Source organism: Kordiimonas marina (assembly GCF_023006325.1).
Classification (GTDB): Bacteria; Pseudomonadota; Alphaproteobacteria; order Sphingomonadales; family Kordiimonadaceae; genus Kordiimonas; species Kordiimonas marina.
In genome coordinates this window covers 1-18,032 of the sequence record NZ_JAINDF010000008.1, presented here as the reverse complement: position 1 = coordinate 18,032, position 18,032 = coordinate 1, and the positions used below count along the sequence as shown (strand labels likewise).

The following is an 18,032-nucleotide window of genomic DNA, read 5'->3' as shown; positions in this document are numbered from 1 at the left end:
CACCCTCCGGCTCCCCGGCATCCGCCGCACCCCCAACATTACCCGCACTGTACACGCAGGCGCTTAAAATGTGACCGTTACAGTCACTGTATCACTATAAGCGCCCGGGACGGCATTTTGTAGCGCAAAAATCCGACCATAGACCGTAACGGTCTGAGCCGTACCCGTTCCGGTACCCGATACAGTATCGGTCCCGACGGTTTCGCCCCACACAGTGGCGTGTCCCGAGTCCTGGTACAGAGAATAGTTAAGGAGGTTTGCACCCGACGTCATCTTACGCGAAGCGACGGTCGCACCGGTCCCTACGCCTGCATCGAGGCCGACGTCATAAGGGGTGGTGTTGGTACACAGCACGTCCATGGTCGAAGACCCGTCCGTCGGCGTTGCCGAGAAGGGGTCATACACGCCGAAAGCCAAATCATTGGCCGCAACCGTGCAGGCTGCATTGACGTTTGCCGTTACTTGAAAGGTGTCGGTCTGAGCCGATGCCGAAACAGCGGCCAGCATAGCAATGCCGGCAACCATACCGGCACGCCCCAACAGGCGACGAGGGCTGACAACACTCTTATTACCAGTGGCGAACATGTTTGTTCTCCTACATTACGGCCCCCAAAGCCGTGCTTTGCTCCAATGTATCCTGAGGCCATTAAGAAAGTGTCAACATGCGCACCCCTTAACCCCAAGAACAACGCTCTCACTATAAAAAGTAAGAACTAATCTCTGCTAATCAATACTGTGGATTCTTCTTATTTTGATTTGATTTGCATCAAAATACCATAGAGTGCACGGAACTATCGTAAACCGATAAATTTTCCTAAAATATTTATGATTTCGACTGTAAAACCCACGCCGCCACACACGAAATTTTATCCATAATACATAAATTAATCGCTTTAGTCGATTGTCCAAACCGAGATTAGCAACTTCCCTCACTCTTGGCGCCTGCACATCACGATATTTTTTTGGGGGGAGGAGGCCGCTCTAGATAACCTTGCTGACCTCATATTGGTTCAGCTCGATGGCGAGCACATGCATCGCTTTCAGCATCCTGCGGAAATAACGGGCCGTTTCCGTACGCATATGCAGGCCACGGGCCGTGACGGCGTCCCATTCCTCATAGACATAGAAATTGCCCGAATGGTCGCAATCTTCACTGATATGGAAACGAAGATTGCCAAACGCCTTCCGCGCCGCCCTGACATAGGGCTCAATGATGGAGAGAAGCTCCATGCGGTAGAGCGGCGAGACTTCTATCTTCCCGGAAACGATAATCACATCAGGCGCTCCAATAGATCCCGAACCCACAAAAGGGCGCGGCCCGTCTCCGACCATCCGCCCCTACAGCCATACGCGGAATGCCGACATTGCTGATCATAACAGGGGTCGTCGCCATAGGGAGCCTTAATGAACATCACGAGAAACCCTGCCAGCAGAGTTTTCTGGCAGCCGCAGTAAGCCTCCGGGCGGCAAATGGCACTGAAGAAGAAAGACCCGCGGACATCACTACACGTTGGGGGTCGACCAATAAGAGCAAGCCCGGCGCCCCTTCAAATTGCCATTGCCTCCCGGATCAGGAAAATTTATATCAATTTGTAGGAAACGCTGCTTGACGCCACGTCTCAATCATTTGACGGAGCGTCTCTTTTGGGGGGCAGGTTTGACACAGGTTCCGGAAAGCCACGGAAGACCACAGGGAGCGCCGCGCGCGCTTCCCACCTTGCTGGAAACCTCCGTCTATGAAAGTCGCCCGGCAAAAACCAAGCTCAACAGTTTCGACAGCCGAGCCATTCCTGAGCAGGACCAGTATGAACTGTGGCGCTCTGTCGCCGCGGCCTCCTACGGCACCGTCGAACGGGACGCCCCGCATAATGCCCCCTTCCATGCCAAGCTGGACAGCTACCTGACCTCGAGCTTCGGCTATGCCCGCCACACGGTGCACCACCCGGCAACCATGACCCGGGATGAAAAAGCCATTGCCCTCGGCGACTTCGATGGCGTGGCCATTCAGTACCGGCTGGCGGGGACAGAACTCCACAATACCTTCAAATGCGGGGAGCTGATCCAGCCCGGAAGAATCCGATTCCACGACATGCGCCGGCCGTTTTCCACAAGCTATGAAAACTATGACAATATCGCGCTTGTCATCCACCGCCAGCAATTGGAAGAACGCGCGCCCGGTCTGGACCATCTCGACGGTTGCCTGTTCCCAGACAGCCCCATGACCACGCTTCTCAAGGACCATATGGTCACGGCAATGAAAGTGCTGGAACATGCCACAAAGGCAGAGGCGGAAATGCTTTCGTCCGTGACGATGGAAGTGCTCACGTCTGCGCTCCTCAGCACGAAGCACGCCGATATCCTCTCATCAGAAACGATGGAAAACGCACTCCATGAGGCGATCCGTTTCTGTATCGACCGCAATCTCCATAATCCGGCGCTGAGCCCGGATTTCATTGCCAGAACGGTTGGGGTATCACGAGCCAAGCTTTTCAGGGTATGCCAGCCGTTCGGCAGCCCCATGGGGCTTGTGCAACAGCACCGGATGCGGCGGGCGAAAAAGATGATCGCCACAAACCCCGCCATCAGCATCACGGAAGTGGCGGTACTGGTTGGCTATGAAAACCTGGAAACCTTCAGCCGGGCCTTCCACCGCACCTACGACATCTCCGCCCGCGATTTCCGTCAGTCCTGCCGCGCCCGCAATTAACGGCACGGCCTCGGTTAAGAGCCTGTCTTTTCCGCGAGCGCCTTCAGTTGCCTATCATGCAGGCCGGACAAAACCATCAAAGAACATATTGCGCCGATAAGGGCGAACAGCATGTCGGACTGGGTATCCCAGCTGTAGCCCTGGGTGCCCAGGAAAGCATCCGCCGCGGTACCGGACGCTGCGGCAACCCACCATTCGATCAGTTCATAAAAGGCGCTGAAGGCCAGACACACCGACACAGTCAGGACATTCCGCCAGGCCGGGCCGTTTATCACCTGCTTGCGGATAAATATCTCCCTCGCCAAAAGCGCGGGGACAACCCCCTGAAAGAAATGACCCAGCTTATCGTAATTATTGCGTGTCATCCCGAACAGATGGTCGAAGAAGGGCACTTCCGCGTAAGTATAGTGCCCACCCACCATAAGGACGAGACAGTGGAGCAGGATAAAAAAGTAAAGGATCGGCGTGAGCCTGAACCGGGCATAGGTGAGAAGAAGGACCAGCGCCCCAATCATCGCGGGAAACACTTCCAGGAACCAGGTCAACTGGTCCTTGGGGTTGAGGCCTGACCAGCCCAAGCCTGCTGCGAACACAAGCACCCAAAGATATTTCATGTGCTGACCCTTCCCATGGTAGCCCCCACAGAGGGTAGCCTAGTCGCCCACAGTCGTAACATCAATATCGCTAATCTTACCCCGTCCCGACACGTCTTTTGGGACTGAAACCCCAGTCATTCCCCCGGATATATGCAGGGCTATTGCCTTCTCTTGAAACCCACTTCTAGAATGAACGTCGATTTCACCCCTTTCTCATGGAGAGCGATAAATGACAGCCACCCACACCAAGGATATTCCTGAGTGGCTGGTCAGCGCGAAGGTTCAACCGCCCCGCACGGGAAGTGAAACCCTTTCCCGCTTCTCACCTTTCCATGACAGCAAGCTGCATTTCATCACCCATATCGAAGCGCCTGCAGGGTATGGAAAGACAACACTTCTGAACCAGCATTATGAAGCCTGGACCGCCCATGAAGGCGCAACCGCGCTTTGGCTCACTTTCTCGGCCGATGAAACAGGCCGGAGCTTTGTCGAATATCTGGCGTATGCGCTTATCAGAAACGGCAATCGCCTTTCCGCCGACTTTTTTGACGAGCTTCCGGAAAATGTCACCCTGACGAAACACCTTAATATTCTCGCCAACACGTTCGAGCATGAGGCCGGAAAATGGCTGCTGATTTTTGACGACCTGGAAGTCGTCAATGAGGATGTCTGCGCCGCGCTTGAACATCTGATCAGCATCGCGCCGCCCAACGTCCATTTCCTGATCGCGGGGCGGATGAATCCCGGCCTGTCGCTGTCCCATTTTGCCATGCAGGGGCAGCTACTACATGTCCGCGCCGATGAACTGGCTTTCACCGCCCATCATATCCTGGCCCTGTTCGGGGACCGCATCTCACTTGAGGATGCAGCCCGAATCCAGGAGGCCACACTTGGCTGGCCCATGGCCGTCCAACTGGTCAGAATGGATATGAAAGCCGGCTGCCCGCTGGAAGAATCCCTGAAACGGCTCGGGGACCCGTCCGAGATTGCCTCCCAATATATCCGGGAACAGATCGACGGCAGGCTGACCGACACAATCCGCACCACTCTCCTTGAGGCGTCAGTACTCGACTGGTTGGAAGCCGATGCCCTAAGAGCCACCCAAGGCACTGACAATCTTCTGACCCGCCTGAACGACCTTGGCGAGATCGGATATCTCATCAGCCCGATCGGTGACGGGCCGGACACCTACCGCATCCACCCGCTGCTGCGTGAATTCCTGCGCGACAGCCTGAGGCGCCAGGACCCTGAAAAATACCGGGCCCTGCACCGGGCAACAGCGGTATGGATGGCACAGAAGAACCGGTTCCGCCTGGCGCTTTCACACGCCTACCAGTCCGAGGATGAGGACCTGATCGGAACGCTAATAGAAGACTTCGGCGGCGTGCGCCTCTTCATTCAGGAAGGCGTATCGCGGGCTTTCAGTTCACAGGTTTACCTGAACGATTATATCTTGCAGGCGTTTCCCCGCGTGGCCCTGATGCACTGCGTGATCCAGACCAAGCGCGGCCTCCTGACCGAAGCACGCGACGTCTATACCAAAATCGCGAAACACACCAAAGGCTTCAAGATAGACCGGCCGGGCGGGACGGATGGGGTGCTGGAGATGGACCATCATATCAGCTTGCCCTTCATGGTCCTGTATGGCGCCCTGCCCGATGAGTATCTGAACCAGAACGACCTTTATCACATGCCTGAAGGCACCGGGATGTCGGCCCTGGTCGATGGTGCCTACAATAATTCGCTGTGCGTCTCCAATTTTGTAACCGGAGAACTGGACGAAGCGAGCCGGCGGGCCGACCTTGCCAGGCGCTGGTTTGAGGAAGCCTCCTCTGTCTATGGCCAGCTATATATCGACCTGCATGAAGGTGCCATCGCGTTCAATATCGGCGATCAGGACCGCGCCGCCCAGCTGTTTGATGCCGCCAAGGCAAAGCAGCGCCGGTCATTCCGGGAAGATGAAGGCGCCCGCCTCGCCTGCGACGTCATGCTAGCGGAACTGCGGCTTTTCCAGGGAGACCTCGACAGCGTGGGCCGCATAGCGCCGGGCCTGCCCAAACGCCTTATCGCTTATGACGCCTGGTGCGACCTTCATGCCACCGCGATCGCGACCGCCATCGACTATTATCTGGCCCGCCAGCAATTGGATGAAGCCCTCAGCCTCGTCACCAGTATGCAGCACTATGTCGATCAGGAGCAGGTAACCTCCCTCCAGCCCAAGCTGAAACGGCTGGAGCTTGTGCTGCAGGCCGCCAAAGGGGAAGACCCCGGACCGCAGGCCGACGCCGCCCTCCCGGACAAAACCGCTATCCTGGCCAGCCCGCCCGACACGATCGCGTGGCGCGATCTGGAAAGCATGACCAAGGCGCATTTCCTGCTGCAACAATATCGCGGCAAAGCCGCTGACCTCGACGGCCTGGCGGAAACCGTTGTCGATGTCTTTCTGAAGAAAGGGCTCCATGCCCCCGCATGCCGGACGTTGGTCACAGCGGCCTGTTCCGAGTGGGTTGTCGGGAACGCATCCCACGCGCTTGACCTCCTAAAGCGGGGGCTGGACCTGATCAAATCCAGCGGCGGCGTCGGCCCCTTGAAACAAAACGGGCCGATCATTTCCGACATGATCGCTTCGGATCCCGCGACCCGCTTGATCGGTGAAAACCTCAAGGACTGGCTGCAGGAGATAACACACGAGGCGGCCACTCCGGAAAAGCCGCTGTTCAGCCCGCGCGAGATGGATGTGTTGGCCCATCTGGCGGAAGGCAAACAGGATAAGGTTATCGCCCGGGAACTTGGCGTCACGGAACATGCCGTGCGCTATCATCTGAAAAATATATATGCCAAGGTCCATGTGTCCGGACGGCATGAAGCCGTCGCCCACATCCGTAAGATGAAACTGCCGCTGGGTTAAACTTCAGCGATCATCTCCTCACCTACTATGATTAGTAGCCCCTCCCTTTCCGGTGGCTCGTCCGTAACCTGCCGGTTTTAGCCGGAAATCTACCAGTATTACGCCTTCAAACATTGGCCTTACCCTGACTAATCTCAGGGTAGGTTTTCCAGCATTGAGGTGCATTATGCGTATTGGTGTAGATGTAGGCGGGACAAATACCGACGCAGTCCTGATGGACGGCGACTTGGTCCTTGCCTCTCGAAAGATGCCGACCACGGCTAACGTCAGCGACGGGATTGAGGCGGCCATCGGCGCCATCCTTGAAGAGACGGGAACCACGGGTGATGCCATTGATTGCGTCATGATCGGCACGACACATTTCACCAACGCCTTCGTGCAGGCCAAGGGCCTCTCTCAGGTCTTTGCCCTGCGTATTGGCGCTCCGGCCGGGCGCGGTATCCCTCCCTTCTCCACCTGGCCGGACGCCATGAAGAATGCCGTTTTCGGCGGCTTTGCCATGATCGGCGGTGGCTATGAGTTTGATGGCCGGTTGATAGCGCCCCTCGACGAAGCGGCAATCACAGCCGCCGCGGAAGAGATCAAGGCCAAGGGCATCGAGCAGGTGGCAATCGCCGGTATCTTCAGCCAGCTCAATGCTGAGCAGGAGATACGGGCTGCCGAGCTCATCAAGATGGTTGTCCCCTCCGCCAGCATTTCGCTGTCGTCCCAACTGGGGCGTGTAGGCCTACTGGAGCGGGAAAATGCCGCGATCATGAACGCCAGCCTCCGTGCCCTCGCGGACCATGTGGCGGATGCCTTCGGCCGGGCCCTGGAAAGCCTTGGCATCACGGCGCCATTCTTTGTCAGCCAGAACGATGGCACCCTGATGCCGACCAGCCTACTGCGGCAATATCCCGTTCTTACGTTCGCGGCCGGCCCGACCAACAGCCTCCGGGGCGCGGCGTGGCTTACCGGGCTCAAGAACGCCATCGTCGTCGACATTGGCGGCACCACCACCGATGTGGGCGTGCTGGTCAACGGGTTCCCACGTCAGTCCAGCGTCCATGTGGATGTGGGTGGGGTCCGCACCAATTTCCGGATGCCCGATATTCTATCCATCGGTCTTGGCGGCGGCAGTCGTATCCGCGCAGATGGCGGGAAAGTAACCGTGGGGCCGGACTCCGTGGCGTTCCGCCTTCTCGAAGAAGCCAAAATATTCGGTGGCCAGACACTGACCGCAAGCGATATCGCGGTCGCGTCCGGCAATGCTGATTTTGGGGACAAGAGCCTCGTGGAAACGTTGGACCCCGGACTGGTCTTCGCGGCCCAAGATGCAATCCACCGGTTGGCCGAGGACGGCATCGACCGGATGAAGACGTCCAAAGATGATATTCCGATGATCCTGGTGGGCGGCGGCCATGTCCTGATCAGCCGGCCGCTTGAAGGCGTATCCGAAGCCCATGCTCCTGACCATGCCGGGGTCGCAAACGCCGTCGGCGCTGCGATCGGCCAGATCAGCGGTGAAGTCGACCGGATTTACCACATCGCAGAAGACACGCGGGACGAAGCACTTCAGGACGCGAAAACGCGGGCCTCGGAAGCTGCCATTGCCGCCGGGGCAAACCCGGACACCATCGAAATAGTCAACCTGGAAGCCGTTCCCCTTCAATATTTGCCTGGAGGTGCCACGCGCGTCGTTTGCCGTGCCGTCGGCGATCTGGTGATGGAGAAAGCGTAACATGACCACCGAAATTACTTTGGACAATATCGAAGACCTTGCCATCGGGTCGGCCTTTCTGGGCACCGGCGGCGGTGGTGATCCCTATCTGGGGATGCTGCTGTGCCGTGAAGCGCTTACGAAATATGGGCCGGTGAAGCTTGTCTCTGTCGATGACCTGGCTGATGCGGACAATGTTTTCGTGGCCGCCGCCATCGGCGCCCCGACGGTCATGATCGAAAAGCTGTTTTCGGTTGAGGACCAGCATTATGCGGTCAACCTGCTCGAGCAGTATCTAGGACGGTCTGCCAATGCCATCATCTCCGCCGAAATTGGCGGATGCAATTCCATGATGCCCGTCGCCTACGCCGCCATGCGTGGCCTGCCGCTGGTCGATGGCGATGGCATGGGCCGGGCCTTCCCGGAACTGCAGATGACTGCCATGGCCGTAAACGGCATCAGTGTCGCCCCCATGACGCTGGCCGATGAACATGGCAACAGCCTGTTGATCCAGACAAAAGACGCCAAAAAGGCAGAGCGTCTCGCCCGCCCGGTCGTCGCAGAAATGGGGGCCAGCCTCTGCATGTCCTGTTATCCGATGACCGGCACCGAAGCCCGGACCGGCGTCGTGCGCGACACCATCAGCGCGGCCCTCTCCATTGGCAAGGCCGTCCGTAACTCGGGCGATAATGCAAGCTCTGCCATCGAACGGCTTGTCGGCGCCCTCCAAGGCCATAATTACTACCGGGATGCCTACCGTCTTTTCGACGGAAAAATTACGGAAATCGAACGGAATACCAGCAAGGGCTGGGTTACGGGCCGGTGTATGATCTCAGCTCTCTTCGGACAGGGTGAAGCGGAACTTATTTTCCGGAACGAAAACCTGGTGATGTATGTGGACGGCCAGCTGCGCTGTGTCGTCCCCGACCTCATTACCGTTGTCGACCAGGAAACCGGCCACGCCATCCCGACAGAGCGGCTGGCATACGGCCAACGCGTGGCGGTAATCGGCTGCAGCGCCCCGCCGCCCCTCAAGACAGAAGCCGCGCTTAAGGTCATGGGGCCGCAGGAATTCGGCCTCGGGGAAACCTATGTTCCCATCCGCCAACTGATGGAGAAGCACTAATGGTTCATATCCGTATCGTCACCCCTATCATCACCAAGGGCGTGCGGGACCTTGCCGACATCGACTTTCTCAAACGGCCGGACCTTGAATTCAGCCACGTTCTTCTGGAGGCAGGCCCCTCCTCGATCGAGAATGAGTTCGAACATGCCCTCGCTGTGCCCGGGGTTGCTGCCCGCGCCATTGAAGCCGAAAAGGACGGCGCAGATGCCCTCATCGTCGACTGTCTTGGAGACCCCGGGGTGCCTGCCGCGCGGGAACTGGTGCGGATTCCGATTATCGGCCCCGGCGAAGCTTCCATGCATATGGCAGCCATGATGGGCCACCGCTTCTCGATCGTAACGGTAGTCGAAAGCGTACGTCCCATGCTGGACAATCTCGCCACCCTCTATGGTGTCGCCGGCAAGATGGCTTCGCTCCGAGTGATCGACATTCCGGTACTGGAGCTTGAGGCCCGCCTCGGGGAAGTGCAGCAGAAGCTGGCCGAACAGGCTGTCGAGGCTGTTGAGAAGGACCATGCCGACACCATCATCCTCGGCTGCACCGGTTTCCTCGGCTGCGCAAGCGCTATCAGCACGACCCTCAAGAGCAAAGGACTGGATGTCCCCGTTATCGACCCCATCCCAGCAGCCGTTTGCATGGCCGAGGCCTTCGTGAGAGCCGGGCTTTCGCACAGCAAACACAGTTACGCCACGCCAAATATCAAGCCCATCGCAGGATACCCATTCTAATAAAAATCGGGAGGAAAGTTATGAAACCGTCAGTAAAAGCCAGTTCAAGTTCTAGTCCTAGTCATATCGCCATGGCGCTCGCGCTTGCGTCCTTCGCCACCCTGTCTGCCCACGCCGCAGACACCAAAGACAGCAAGAGCGCCAAGGCAGACCCGGCCCAGGAAACCTCACTTGAGGAAGTTGTCGTCACCGCTCAGCGTCGGTCCGAACGCCTGCAGGACGTTCCCATGCAGGTTGACGCTTTCTCTGACGCCAAGATAGAAGCCGCGGGCATCAAGTCGTCCCAGGATTTCGTCAACATGGTGCCGAACGTGTCGCTCGATGACAGCTTCACCTATCTGAACACCTTCGTGGTGGTTCGCGGCGTTACTCAAATCAACAATGCAGACTCGCCTGTCGCCATCATCGTCGACGGTGTACCCCAGAACAGCCAGAAACAGTTCAAGATGAACCTGTTCGATATCGAGCGGATCGAAGTCCTCAAGGGGCCGCAAGGCGGTCTTTACGGCCGTAACGCGATCGGCGGTGCGATCAATATCGTCACGAAAAACGCCGGCGACCATTTCGAAGGCAAGTTGGATGCCAGCTATGGCCGCGGTGACGCCGTCGATGTCTCCGGCGTTATCTCCACCCCCGTAGGTCAGGACGGCGGTCTGCGCGTCGCCGGGAGTTACAAGTCCGATGGTGGCCGCATCCAGAACAGCTACACCGGCAAAAATGTAGATTTCATCGACCATGACTGGGAGACACGAGGCAAATATACCCAGCGTTTCAACGACACGCTTTCGATGGACCTTCGCGCCTCCTACCGGGATTTCCAGGCCGGGGCCATTTATGACTCGGTCATCTTTTCGGGCCGCGCGGACGACTATGTCCTGCCGAGCGAAAATATCCAGGGCCTGACCTATGGCAATATCTTCGACACGTCGGCAAAATTCGACGCCGAGCTGGGCAGCGCAACCTTGACCAGCATCACCGGATATACGTCGCTGACCGAAAATTACCGGGGTGACCTGGATTTCACCAACCCGGTCGACAAGCCGGGCGGGTTCCTAGGGCTGGGTATCCAGGTTGGCCAGGGCCAGGACCTTGGAACAGACTTGTTCAGCCAGGAATTTCGCCTGGTTTCCAATAACAGCGGCCCCTTCCGCTGGATTGCCGGGGTCTATTACCTGAATACCAAGAAAGACCTGCGCACGCGCGCCTTCCTGGACACCACCAGCCAGCTCGACCAGATCGACACCGGCTTCCTGCTGATCGACCACAATGAGAGCAACAACAACAATGCTTATGCGGTCTATGGCAGCTTCGACTATGACATCAGCGAAAAGCTGACCCTCTCCGGTGCCCTTCGCTATGACCTGGACAAACGGAAACAGACCGACCTTTCAACTGGTGACGTCAGGAAGGCTGACTTTGATTCCGTCCAGCCCAAGGCAACGCTGACCTACAAGTTCGATGACAGCAAACTGATTTACGGCACCTTCAGCACCGGCTTCCGCTCAGGCGGCTTTAACGCACCGAATGTCCGTATTCCTGTCTTCAAGGCCGAAAATCTGGACAACTTCGAGGCAGGCTTCAAAACCTCGTGGCTGGATCGCCGCCTGATCCTGAACGGCGCCGTCTATCGGGCCCGCAGCGATAACTTCCAGTTCTTCTTTGTCGATGCCGCCAGTGCCGCCCAGATTATCGGCAATATCGACAAGGTGGACATCTGGGGTGTCGAACTGGAAGTCCAGGCACTCGTCGGTCCCGGTCTGCAAGTGTTTGCCGGCCTCGGTACCACCGACAGCACCATCAAGGAGAATAAGGACCTTCCGTCCACCGTCGGCAACAAGACACCCAAAACCACCAACTGGTCGCTCAATGCCGGCTTCCAGTATGACACAGCGCTCACCGATACGCTCAACCTGATGACGCGCGTCGATTATGAGCACCGCGGCAAGAAATACTGGCAGGTGGATAATGCCGACGTTCAAGGCCCGGTTGATCTTCTCGGCGTCCGGGTCGGGGTTGAGACCGAAGGCTGGGGTATCTATTTCACCGGCAAGAACCTCTTCAACGAACAATATTACACCGACTTCAACCCGACCGCGTTCTCCGGTCTCGATACCGCGATTGGGTTCCGTGCTCAGCCCAGCACCTGGGCATTGGAAGCCAAGATCAAATTCTAACCTCGGCAATAGCACCTCAGCTACACCTCCAACTTATTCCTTCCCGCGACTGCGGGGAGGAATCTTTAGGGTCAAGACGTCAACTATTCCCACGGAAAGAACATATGATACGGCCCTTGAAATGGATGGCAGCCCCGGATTGGACGCTCCTGTCCGCCCTGATGGGGGAGCCCACACAGCATATGTTTGTCGGCAAAGGCGCCGAACACCAGCATGATGGCGATGCCCAGCGGCTGGTAAGGCGCCTCAAGAAACACCACGCCTATAAAGGCTGGCGCCTTGAAGTTGACCGAAGGGCGCTAGGCTTGGGGATCACCGCCTTTATTTTTATCAAACTGAAGCGACAAAGCGCCGACGTGCTGGATGCCTTCCGGACATCCCTTTCCGACCAGGAACATGTCATCAGGCTTCATTCCTTGTCGGGTGAGTTCGATTTCATGCTGGAGTTTGTCGGGCGTCATATGGCGGACCTGAATGCGTTCCGTACCACAACATTGAACACCAATACCCTGGTGAAGGGCACGACAACAATGATCTCGCTCGAGCAGTAAACAAGCGTCCGCCTAGGCCGACAGCAGAAGAATGCCCCAGTCATGCAAAATTAAATATGGCGCGGACATCGTCTGCCGTTGCCACTGTGCGGCCCGTAAGTTCCACTTGGCGCCGGGCTTCATGAACCAGCTCGGCATTGTTTGAAACCGGCTCCCCATCCGGGCGCCACAGGTTATTTTCGAACCCCACCCGGACATGACCACCCTGCCGGGCCGCGAACAGGACCGCGTCATATTCCTGTGCACCAAACGCGCACACCGCCCAGGGGAAGGACAAGGCCCCGGCACGCCCCCGGAAATACTCGAAATTGTTTCCTGGTTCCGCAGCTTCCTGCCCATACCGTCCAGCAACAAACAGGACAAATGGTGTAAGGTCTCCAAAGAAACCCTCATCGAGAAGGTCGTCAAACCGCGCCAAATCCACCGCGTCATACAGGATAACCTGATAGAAAATGCCCGCCTCGCGCATCCAGTCGAAGAAGGCGCGCTGTGCATCCGTTGCGTCTATGCCCGGCACCAGTTCCCGGAGCGCGACCGAAACGGCTTCCGGGCGCAAGTCCCGCACCATCGCCATCTGGGCCGCGGGGCCATACTGGCCGACCGCTTCAGATGTCACCTGAAGGATAAGGCCTGACCCCACTTCGCCCCTTATGGCGTTGATCGCCTCCCGGTATCGCCCCGTGTCAAGCGTATGCGCGCCATTGTCGTCCCGCACATGCAAATGAAATATGCTGGCGCCCGCATCCAACACCTCCCTGGCGCACGCGGCCAATTCGGCCGGCCCCATGGGAAGCGCCGTATGATCGGCTTTTGTCCGCCGGGCGCCGTTGGGCGCCACCATCAAGATGCAGGGTGTTTCAGTCACCGAAAACCTCCCCAATGACAGCTTCAAGCCTGCTGATCAGCATACCAATATGCTCATCCTCAAGAATATAGGGCGGTGCCAGCAGGATGTGGCAACTACTGCCACCCTCTTCGTTATTGCCGCCGGGATAGACCATCAGGCCATGCGTCATCGCCGTGGCCTTTATCCTGCCAGCCACAGCCGCACTATTTTCTATAGGGGCTTTCGTTTCCTTGTCTGCGACAAATTCAATCGCCCTGAAAAGCCCACGTCCCCGAATATCCCCAACGTTCGGATGGTCGGAAAACCGCTCCGTGAGTGCGTCCTGAAGCTGCGCGCCCTTGGTTCGGACAGCCTCCAACAGCTGGTACGTCTCAAAGGCCTCCTGAACCGCGAGCCCCGCCGCGCACGCACAGGCATGGCCAATATAGGTATGGCCGTGGGAAAAGCCCGCAGGGGATTCCTGTAAAGCTTCAACAATCCTCGAAGAAGCGATGGTTGCGGCCAGCGGTTGGTAGCCACCGCCGATCCCCTTGGCCAGGGTCACGATGTCGGGCCTGAAACCTTCCTGCTCAAACGCAAAGAAAGAGCCTGTCCGCCCCGAGCCACACATGACCTCATCCGCGATCAGCAGAATGTCGTAGCGGTCGCAGATTTCGCGTATTTTCTTGAAATAGCCGGGGCTCGCCGATACGGCCCCCAAGGATGCGCCGACCACAGGCTCGACGATAAAAGCCGCGACCGTTTCCGCCCCGGCAGCCTTGATCGCGTCTTCCAGATCGCCGGCTGCACGCAGGCCATAGGCTTCCGGGCCTTCACCGGCTTCCTGATGACGATAGGCATAGCAGGGCACGATCCGCGGCCATTCTATCAACAGGCCATCCATCGGGCGCCGCCGGGCCGGGTTGCCGCTTACCGACAAGGTGCCAAACGTGTTGCCGTGATAACTATGGTCCCGGCTGATAATCTTTGCTTTTTCAGGCCTGCCCAAGGCCTTCCAATATTGCCAGGCCAGCTTGAGCGCGGTTTCATTCGCCTCGGAGCCCCCTGCGGTGAAATAGGCCCTTGCCCCAGGGTCACCGAAGCGTGCGACAAGCCTTTCCGCCAGCTGTTCCTGGGGCCTGCTGGAAAAGAAAGCCGTGTGGGCAAAGGCCATCTGATCAAGCTGTGCCTTCACAGCCCTGATAACGTCAGGGTGCTGATGCCCGAGACAGGACACCGCCGCGCCGCCGCACATATCGAGGTAAGCCTTGCCGTCCGCATCATAAATATGCATCCCCGAGGCGCTTACCGCGACAGGGTATGCCTTGCCCATATCCCGATAGAAAACAGACGTCATCCTTTGGTCCCCTTGGTCGTTAGGACCACATTGTCGCCTGGCAGCAGGGCGGCCACTAATTTATGTTTTACCTTTATCTATAAATTATGCTTATGGTTACAGCATGAACGGGCGCCAAATTGAGATATTTCATGCCGTCATGAAAAGCGGCACTGTCACCGAGGCGGCGAACCGCCTGGGTATTACACAGCCAGCTGTCACTGCCAGCTTGAAACAGATCGAGGCCACCATTGGCTTTAACCTGTTTCACCGGACCGGTGGACGGTTGCACCCGACCGCGGAAGCGAAACTTCTCTATGGTGAAGCTGAGCGCATTCAGGATTCCCTCACCGTCTTCAGATCGTTGGCGGAGAGGCTTAAAACCGACCTGACCTCTCATCTGCGTATCGCCGCGCCACCGGCCTTGAGCCACGAACTGATACCGGAAGCCATCACCCGGTTCCTGGGCCGGCCCCACAGCTGTATGATCGATGTCACCACACAGCACCATGCGCAAATATTGAACGGCCTTACCGCCTCAGCGGGCCAGAATTACCTGGGCTTCACCTTCGGGATGGAGGAGACGCCAGGGGTCGGCTCCCTGACTGTGGGCAAGGTTCAGCTGGTTGCTGTTGTTCCCACCGGGTCCCCATTGCTGGAACAGGAAAAGCTCTCTTTAGAAGCCCTCACGGCCCATCCCCTTGTTGGGACTTTCTCAGGAGAGCCGCTTGGAAACGCCGTGGAACGCTTGATGGATGAGGCGGGGGTCACGCCGCGCTATCTGGTCCGTGTCCACAATCACAATGTCGCAGCAAACCTTGCCGCGAAGGGCGTGGGCGCCGCCATAATTGACAGCGTGACCGCCGCCTACGCAGCCGCCTGTTTCGGCGCGGGCAACTTTGCTATCAGACCAATCGAAGCCGCGCCTGAATTACCGGTGACCGCCGTCTATTCCTATGAGCACCCGCTCAACAGCCATGCTAAACAGTTTCTATCTGTCTTCAGGACCTGTCTGGAGACCGTTCCTGCCTATTAGGTCTTGCCCGATAGCGGCATCCTGAATGTCTAAAAAAGAAAAAAGTCTGGCGGAGACGATCGGCCCTCTGGCAAAAACTCGGCGATATCTTGTAACCTGATCCCAATACCATCTGTAAAGGCCATACTGTATGCCCCCTGATTGGAGACCCAAGGATAAAGCACGGTCCTGGACCGTCGGTGATAGCCCTGTTTCGGTAGGCCGCTTCACATATGCCGCCAGGCCGCCAGTCATCAAGGAATGGGGCGAAGGGGCAGCTCTTGAAGTCGGGGCTTTCTGCTCGATTGCGGAAGACGTGGTCTTTTGCCTGGGCGGCAACCACCGCACAGACTGGATAGCCACCTTCCCTTTTTCCCATCTCAAGATGCCGGGACAGACAGACACGCCGATCCTGGGGCACCCTGCAACACGGGGCGACATCAAGATAGGCAATGATGTCTGGATCGGCTTCGGTGCCACCATCATGTCCGGCGTCACTGTGGGAGACGGTGCGGTCATCGGCGCCAATGCCATGGTGTTGCGGGATGTCGCCCCCTATACGGTGGTGGGCGGCAATCCGGCACGCGCTGTTCGCAGGCGTTTCGATGACGACATGATAACCTTGCTCACCCAGTTGCGCTGGTGGGATCTGGAAACCGAGGAGATCGGGGCGATCGCTCAGGATTTGACGACAGCGCCAACCCTTCCCCTGTTGAAAGACCTGCTGAAACGGTTTCGCCCCAGCATTTAGCGCATATCGCCGGATTGCAAACCGACTACTGCATTGCTCTTTTCATCGATGGTCTCGGGGTGCATAGCCGCCTGCCCCTAGGGGCAAGCGGCTCCATTGAGCAACTATTGCTTAAGGGCGACCGCACCCTCATTTCAGGGGCAGGTGCAGCTCAGCAGCCGTGCCCAGCTCGGGTTCATCCAAAAAGAAACGTCGACAATAGATAGGAAAGTCGCGCATCTCCTCACCGCTGGTGGGTAACCAGTCACGGTATAGATAGAGCGCAGCCGGCTCCAGATTGTGGGTATCCCCGTTTACGCGCAGGACGGCACAGCGCCCGCCGGGGATCTCCCCGATTTTGACATTCTCGTCGGCGACCTCAATTGGCTGATCAGCATCAAGGCCGATGCAGAGATCCATACTGTAGTCGTCAGGATTGGCAGGGCGACGTTCCGAATACCAGATGTTGAAAGTCGGATTGGTCCGGGGCGAAAGTCCTGCGGCTTTTCGCCACTCGATAAACCGCTCAATGGTGGCGTTGAGTGTTTCGGGACCGCCCCGGTGCTCAAAGATCGCAACCCGTGTCGGGGCTACTTCGCGGATGTTCACTTGGTCAGGAAGAAAGGTCGTTTCCATCATTATACTCCTAGCAGCATTGAAGGGCCTGAAGGCCATGAGCCACGGCTCCCAGTCGGGAGATTTCCGGAAACCCGACGGTGATTGGCCAAATCGCTTGCGAAATGCGCGGGCGAAGGCGTCGGGTGCCTCATAGCCGGCCGTCAGAGCAATCTCGGTAACGCTTTCCCCGTTGCCATTTGCCAGGTCCTGCGAGGCCCGTCTCATACGGGCCAGCTGGACGTAGTGATGCAGGGAAATCCCGAAGATAGCCTTGAATTGCCGGTGGAAATGGAATTTGGAAAATGCCGCGACACTGCTCACTTCTGCCAAGTCCAGATCATCGTCCAAGTGCTGGTCCACATGGTCCAGGACCCTCAGCATTCTAGCGTGGTATTGGTCGAGCGTCGTCGTCATATCTTCTTCCTCCGTGGCAATCGCAACGTGGCATGCGTATCTATAGAATGCTCGACCGATCTTGCTATTTTGAGGAGGCAAAACTGCCCGTACGCGCAGATTACTGCTGGTGAACTGCAATTCGAACGGCCACATACGATAAGATGCAGCGGCCGGTCGGGTCAAAGAATTGCTCCAGCAACTTGGGGCCGGTCCAGGCAACAAAAACATTGATGGTACCGGCGACCTGGCTGCAATACCCAGCCTGTGCCGCGCCTGCAAACCCGCCGCCAAAACGGCAAAACCCCCGAGCGTGCACTTGGAGGATCTGGTGCACTTGCTGAGCAAAGGAAGATGATTTTGGGTTCAGGATTAGTCTCGTCAGGCCTTTGGCCTACCTCGTCACTCCGCTTTGCTCCGTAGGGAGCCTTGAGCAACCCGGGCTTTGGCCCGTCTTGTGAGGTTCAAGTCCGTGGTCCCCGACAGCAAAAAATGAGAAAGCCCAGCACGAGGCTGGGCTTCTACATTTTTGGTTGCGGGGGCAGGATTTACCACTGCGGGCGCTTTGCGCTCCTCGTGTTGCCTCCGCGTTGCTGCGGCCGAACACAGCTTCATTCACCGTCCC

General features: G+C 57.7%; 15 protein-coding genes. 9 read left to right on the top strand and 6 right to left on the bottom strand.

Features of this window, described 5'->3' with window-relative positions:
• Positions 1 to 63: 63 nt before the first annotated feature.
• Both K6118_RS16155 and K6118_RS16150 read right to left on the bottom strand, forming a co-directional pair.
• Complete coding sequence (locus K6118_RS16155; RefSeq protein ID WP_247121524.1) at positions 64 to 585, bottom strand: Csu type fimbrial protein; 522 nt, start codon at positions 583 to 585, stop codon at positions 64 to 66.
• A gap of 396 nt (positions 586 to 981) precedes the next feature.
• Complete coding sequence (locus K6118_RS16150) at positions 982 to 1,275, bottom strand: putative quinol monooxygenase (protein ID WP_247121523.1); 294 nt, start codon at positions 1,273 to 1,275, stop codon at positions 982 to 984.
• 382 nt (positions 1,276 to 1,657) lie between these two features.
• Between K6118_RS16150 and K6118_RS16145 the strand changes: the two genes are divergently transcribed.
• A complete protein-coding gene (locus K6118_RS16145) occupies positions 1,658 to 2,707 on the top strand; it encodes an AraC family transcriptional regulator (RefSeq protein ID WP_247121522.1) in 1,050 nt (349 codons plus the stop codon).
• A gap of 14 nt (positions 2,708 to 2,721) precedes the next feature.
• Here the strand turns inward: K6118_RS16145 and K6118_RS16140 are convergent, their stop codons facing one another.
• The gene (locus K6118_RS16140; RefSeq protein ID WP_247121521.1) at positions 2,722 to 3,321 is read right to left on the bottom strand and encodes a DUF2238 domain-containing protein; all 600 of its coding nucleotides are present in this window, start codon (positions 3,319 to 3,321) and stop codon (positions 2,722 to 2,724) included.
• Between the two features lie 211 nt (positions 3,322 to 3,532).
• Here K6118_RS16140 and K6118_RS16135 point away from each other — a divergent pair, with 211 nt between their 5' ends.
• The 6 genes from K6118_RS16135 (at position 3,533) to K6118_RS16110 (ending at position 12,489) form a co-directional block, all read left to right on the top strand.
• Positions 3,533 to 6,211 carry a winged helix-turn-helix domain-containing protein gene (locus K6118_RS16135; RefSeq protein WP_247121520.1) on the top strand — a complete coding sequence of 893 codons (2,679 nt, stop codon included), beginning with the start codon at positions 3,533 to 3,535 and terminating at the stop codon, positions 6,209 to 6,211.
• A gap of 166 nt (positions 6,212 to 6,377) precedes the next feature.
• Complete coding sequence (locus K6118_RS16130) at positions 6,378 to 7,931, top strand: hydantoinase/oxoprolinase N-terminal domain-containing protein (protein ID WP_247121519.1); 1,554 nt, start codon at positions 6,378 to 6,380, stop codon at positions 7,929 to 7,931.
• A 1-nt stretch (position 7,932) separates the two neighbouring features.
• A complete protein-coding gene (locus K6118_RS16125) occupies positions 7,933 to 9,036 on the top strand; it encodes an S-methyl thiohydantoin desulfurase family protein (RefSeq protein WP_247121518.1) in 1,104 nt (367 codons plus the stop codon).
• Complete coding sequence (locus K6118_RS16120; protein ID WP_247121517.1) at positions 9,036 to 9,764, top strand: aspartate/glutamate racemase family protein; 729 nt, start codon at positions 9,036 to 9,038, stop codon at positions 9,762 to 9,764. Before K6118_RS16125 ends, K6118_RS16120 begins: the two co-directional genes overlap by 1 nt.
• Positions 9,765 to 9,784: 20 nt before the next feature.
• Entirely contained in the window at positions 9,785 to 11,938 is a 2,154-nt protein-coding gene (locus tag K6118_RS16115; RefSeq protein WP_247121516.1) for a TonB-dependent receptor, read from the top strand.
• A gap of 104 nt (positions 11,939 to 12,042) precedes the next feature.
• The gene (locus K6118_RS16110; protein ID WP_247121515.1) at positions 12,043 to 12,489 is read left to right on the top strand and encodes an Lrp/AsnC family transcriptional regulator; all 447 of its coding nucleotides are present in this window, start codon (positions 12,043 to 12,045) and stop codon (positions 12,487 to 12,489) included.
• A 40-nt stretch (positions 12,490 to 12,529) separates the two neighbouring features.
• Here K6118_RS16110 and K6118_RS16105 read toward each other — a convergent pair whose 3' ends face one another.
• A complete protein-coding gene (locus K6118_RS16105) occupies positions 12,530 to 13,354 on the bottom strand; it encodes a beta-keto acid cleavage family enzyme (RefSeq protein ID WP_247121514.1) in 825 nt (274 codons plus the stop codon).
• Positions 13,347 to 14,672 carry an aspartate aminotransferase family protein gene (locus K6118_RS16100; RefSeq protein WP_247121513.1) on the bottom strand — a complete coding sequence of 442 codons (1,326 nt, stop codon included), beginning with the start codon at positions 14,670 to 14,672 and terminating at the stop codon, positions 13,347 to 13,349. Before K6118_RS16100 ends, K6118_RS16105 begins: the two co-directional genes overlap by 8 nt.
• 103 nt (positions 14,673 to 14,775) lie before the next feature.
• On the opposite strand from K6118_RS16100, the gene K6118_RS16095 reads away from it, so the two are divergent.
• The gene (locus K6118_RS16095) at positions 14,776 to 15,687 is read left to right on the top strand and encodes a LysR family transcriptional regulator (RefSeq protein ID WP_281500871.1); all 912 of its coding nucleotides are present in this window, start codon (positions 14,776 to 14,778) and stop codon (positions 15,685 to 15,687) included.
• A 130-nt stretch (positions 15,688 to 15,817) separates the two neighbouring features.
• Positions 15,818 to 16,417 (top strand): CatB-related O-acetyltransferase, encoded by a 600-nt coding sequence (locus tag K6118_RS16090; RefSeq protein WP_247121511.1) that lies wholly within the window; start codon positions 15,818 to 15,820, stop codon positions 16,415 to 16,417.
• Between the two features lie 129 nt (positions 16,418 to 16,546).
• Here K6118_RS16090 and K6118_RS16085 read toward each other — a convergent pair whose 3' ends face one another.
• Positions 16,547 to 17,428 carry an AraC family transcriptional regulator gene (locus K6118_RS16085; protein ID WP_247121510.1) on the bottom strand — a complete coding sequence of 294 codons (882 nt, stop codon included), beginning with the start codon at positions 17,426 to 17,428 and terminating at the stop codon, positions 16,547 to 16,549.
• Between the last annotated feature and the right edge of the window lie 604 nt (positions 17,429 to 18,032).

What these genes read in the sequence shown, in the direction of transcription:
- K6118_RS16135 (WP_247121520.1), top strand. Translation starts at nt 3,533, where the DNA reads ATGACAGCCACCCACACCAAGGATATTCCTGAGTGGCTGGTCAGCGCG.
- K6118_RS16085 (WP_247121510.1), bottom strand. Translation starts at nt 17,428, where the DNA reads ATGACGACGACGCTCGACCAATACCACGCTAGAATGCTGAGGGTCCTG.
- K6118_RS16115 (WP_247121516.1), top strand. Translation starts at nt 9,785, where the DNA reads ATGAAACCGTCAGTAAAAGCCAGTTCAAGTTCTAGTCCTAGTCATATC.
- K6118_RS16095 (WP_281500871.1), top strand. Translation starts at nt 14,776, where the DNA reads ATGAACGGGCGCCAAATTGAGATATTTCATGCCGTCATGAAAAGCGGC.
- K6118_RS16130 (WP_247121519.1), top strand. Translation starts at nt 6,378, where the DNA reads ATGCGTATTGGTGTAGATGTAGGCGGGACAAATACCGACGCAGTCCTG.
- K6118_RS16090 (WP_247121511.1), top strand. Translation starts at nt 15,818, where the DNA reads ATGCCCCCTGATTGGAGACCCAAGGATAAAGCACGGTCCTGGACCGTC.
- K6118_RS16110 (WP_247121515.1), top strand. Translation starts at nt 12,043, where the DNA reads ATGATACGGCCCTTGAAATGGATGGCAGCCCCGGATTGGACGCTCCTG.
- K6118_RS16155 (WP_247121524.1), bottom strand. Translation starts at nt 585, where the DNA reads ATGTTCGCCACTGGTAATAAGAGTGTTGTCAGCCCTCGTCGCCTGTTG.
- K6118_RS16125 (WP_247121518.1), top strand. Translation starts at nt 7,933, where the DNA reads ATGACCACCGAAATTACTTTGGACAATATCGAAGACCTTGCCATCGGG.
- K6118_RS16120 (WP_247121517.1), top strand. Translation starts at nt 9,036, where the DNA reads ATGGTTCATATCCGTATCGTCACCCCTATCATCACCAAGGGCGTGCGG.
- K6118_RS16100 (WP_247121513.1), bottom strand. Translation starts at nt 14,672, where the DNA reads ATGACGTCTGTTTTCTATCGGGATATGGGCAAGGCATACCCTGTCGCG.
- K6118_RS16140 (WP_247121521.1), bottom strand. Translation starts at nt 3,321, where the DNA reads ATGAAATATCTTTGGGTGCTTGTGTTCGCAGCAGGCTTGGGCTGGTCA.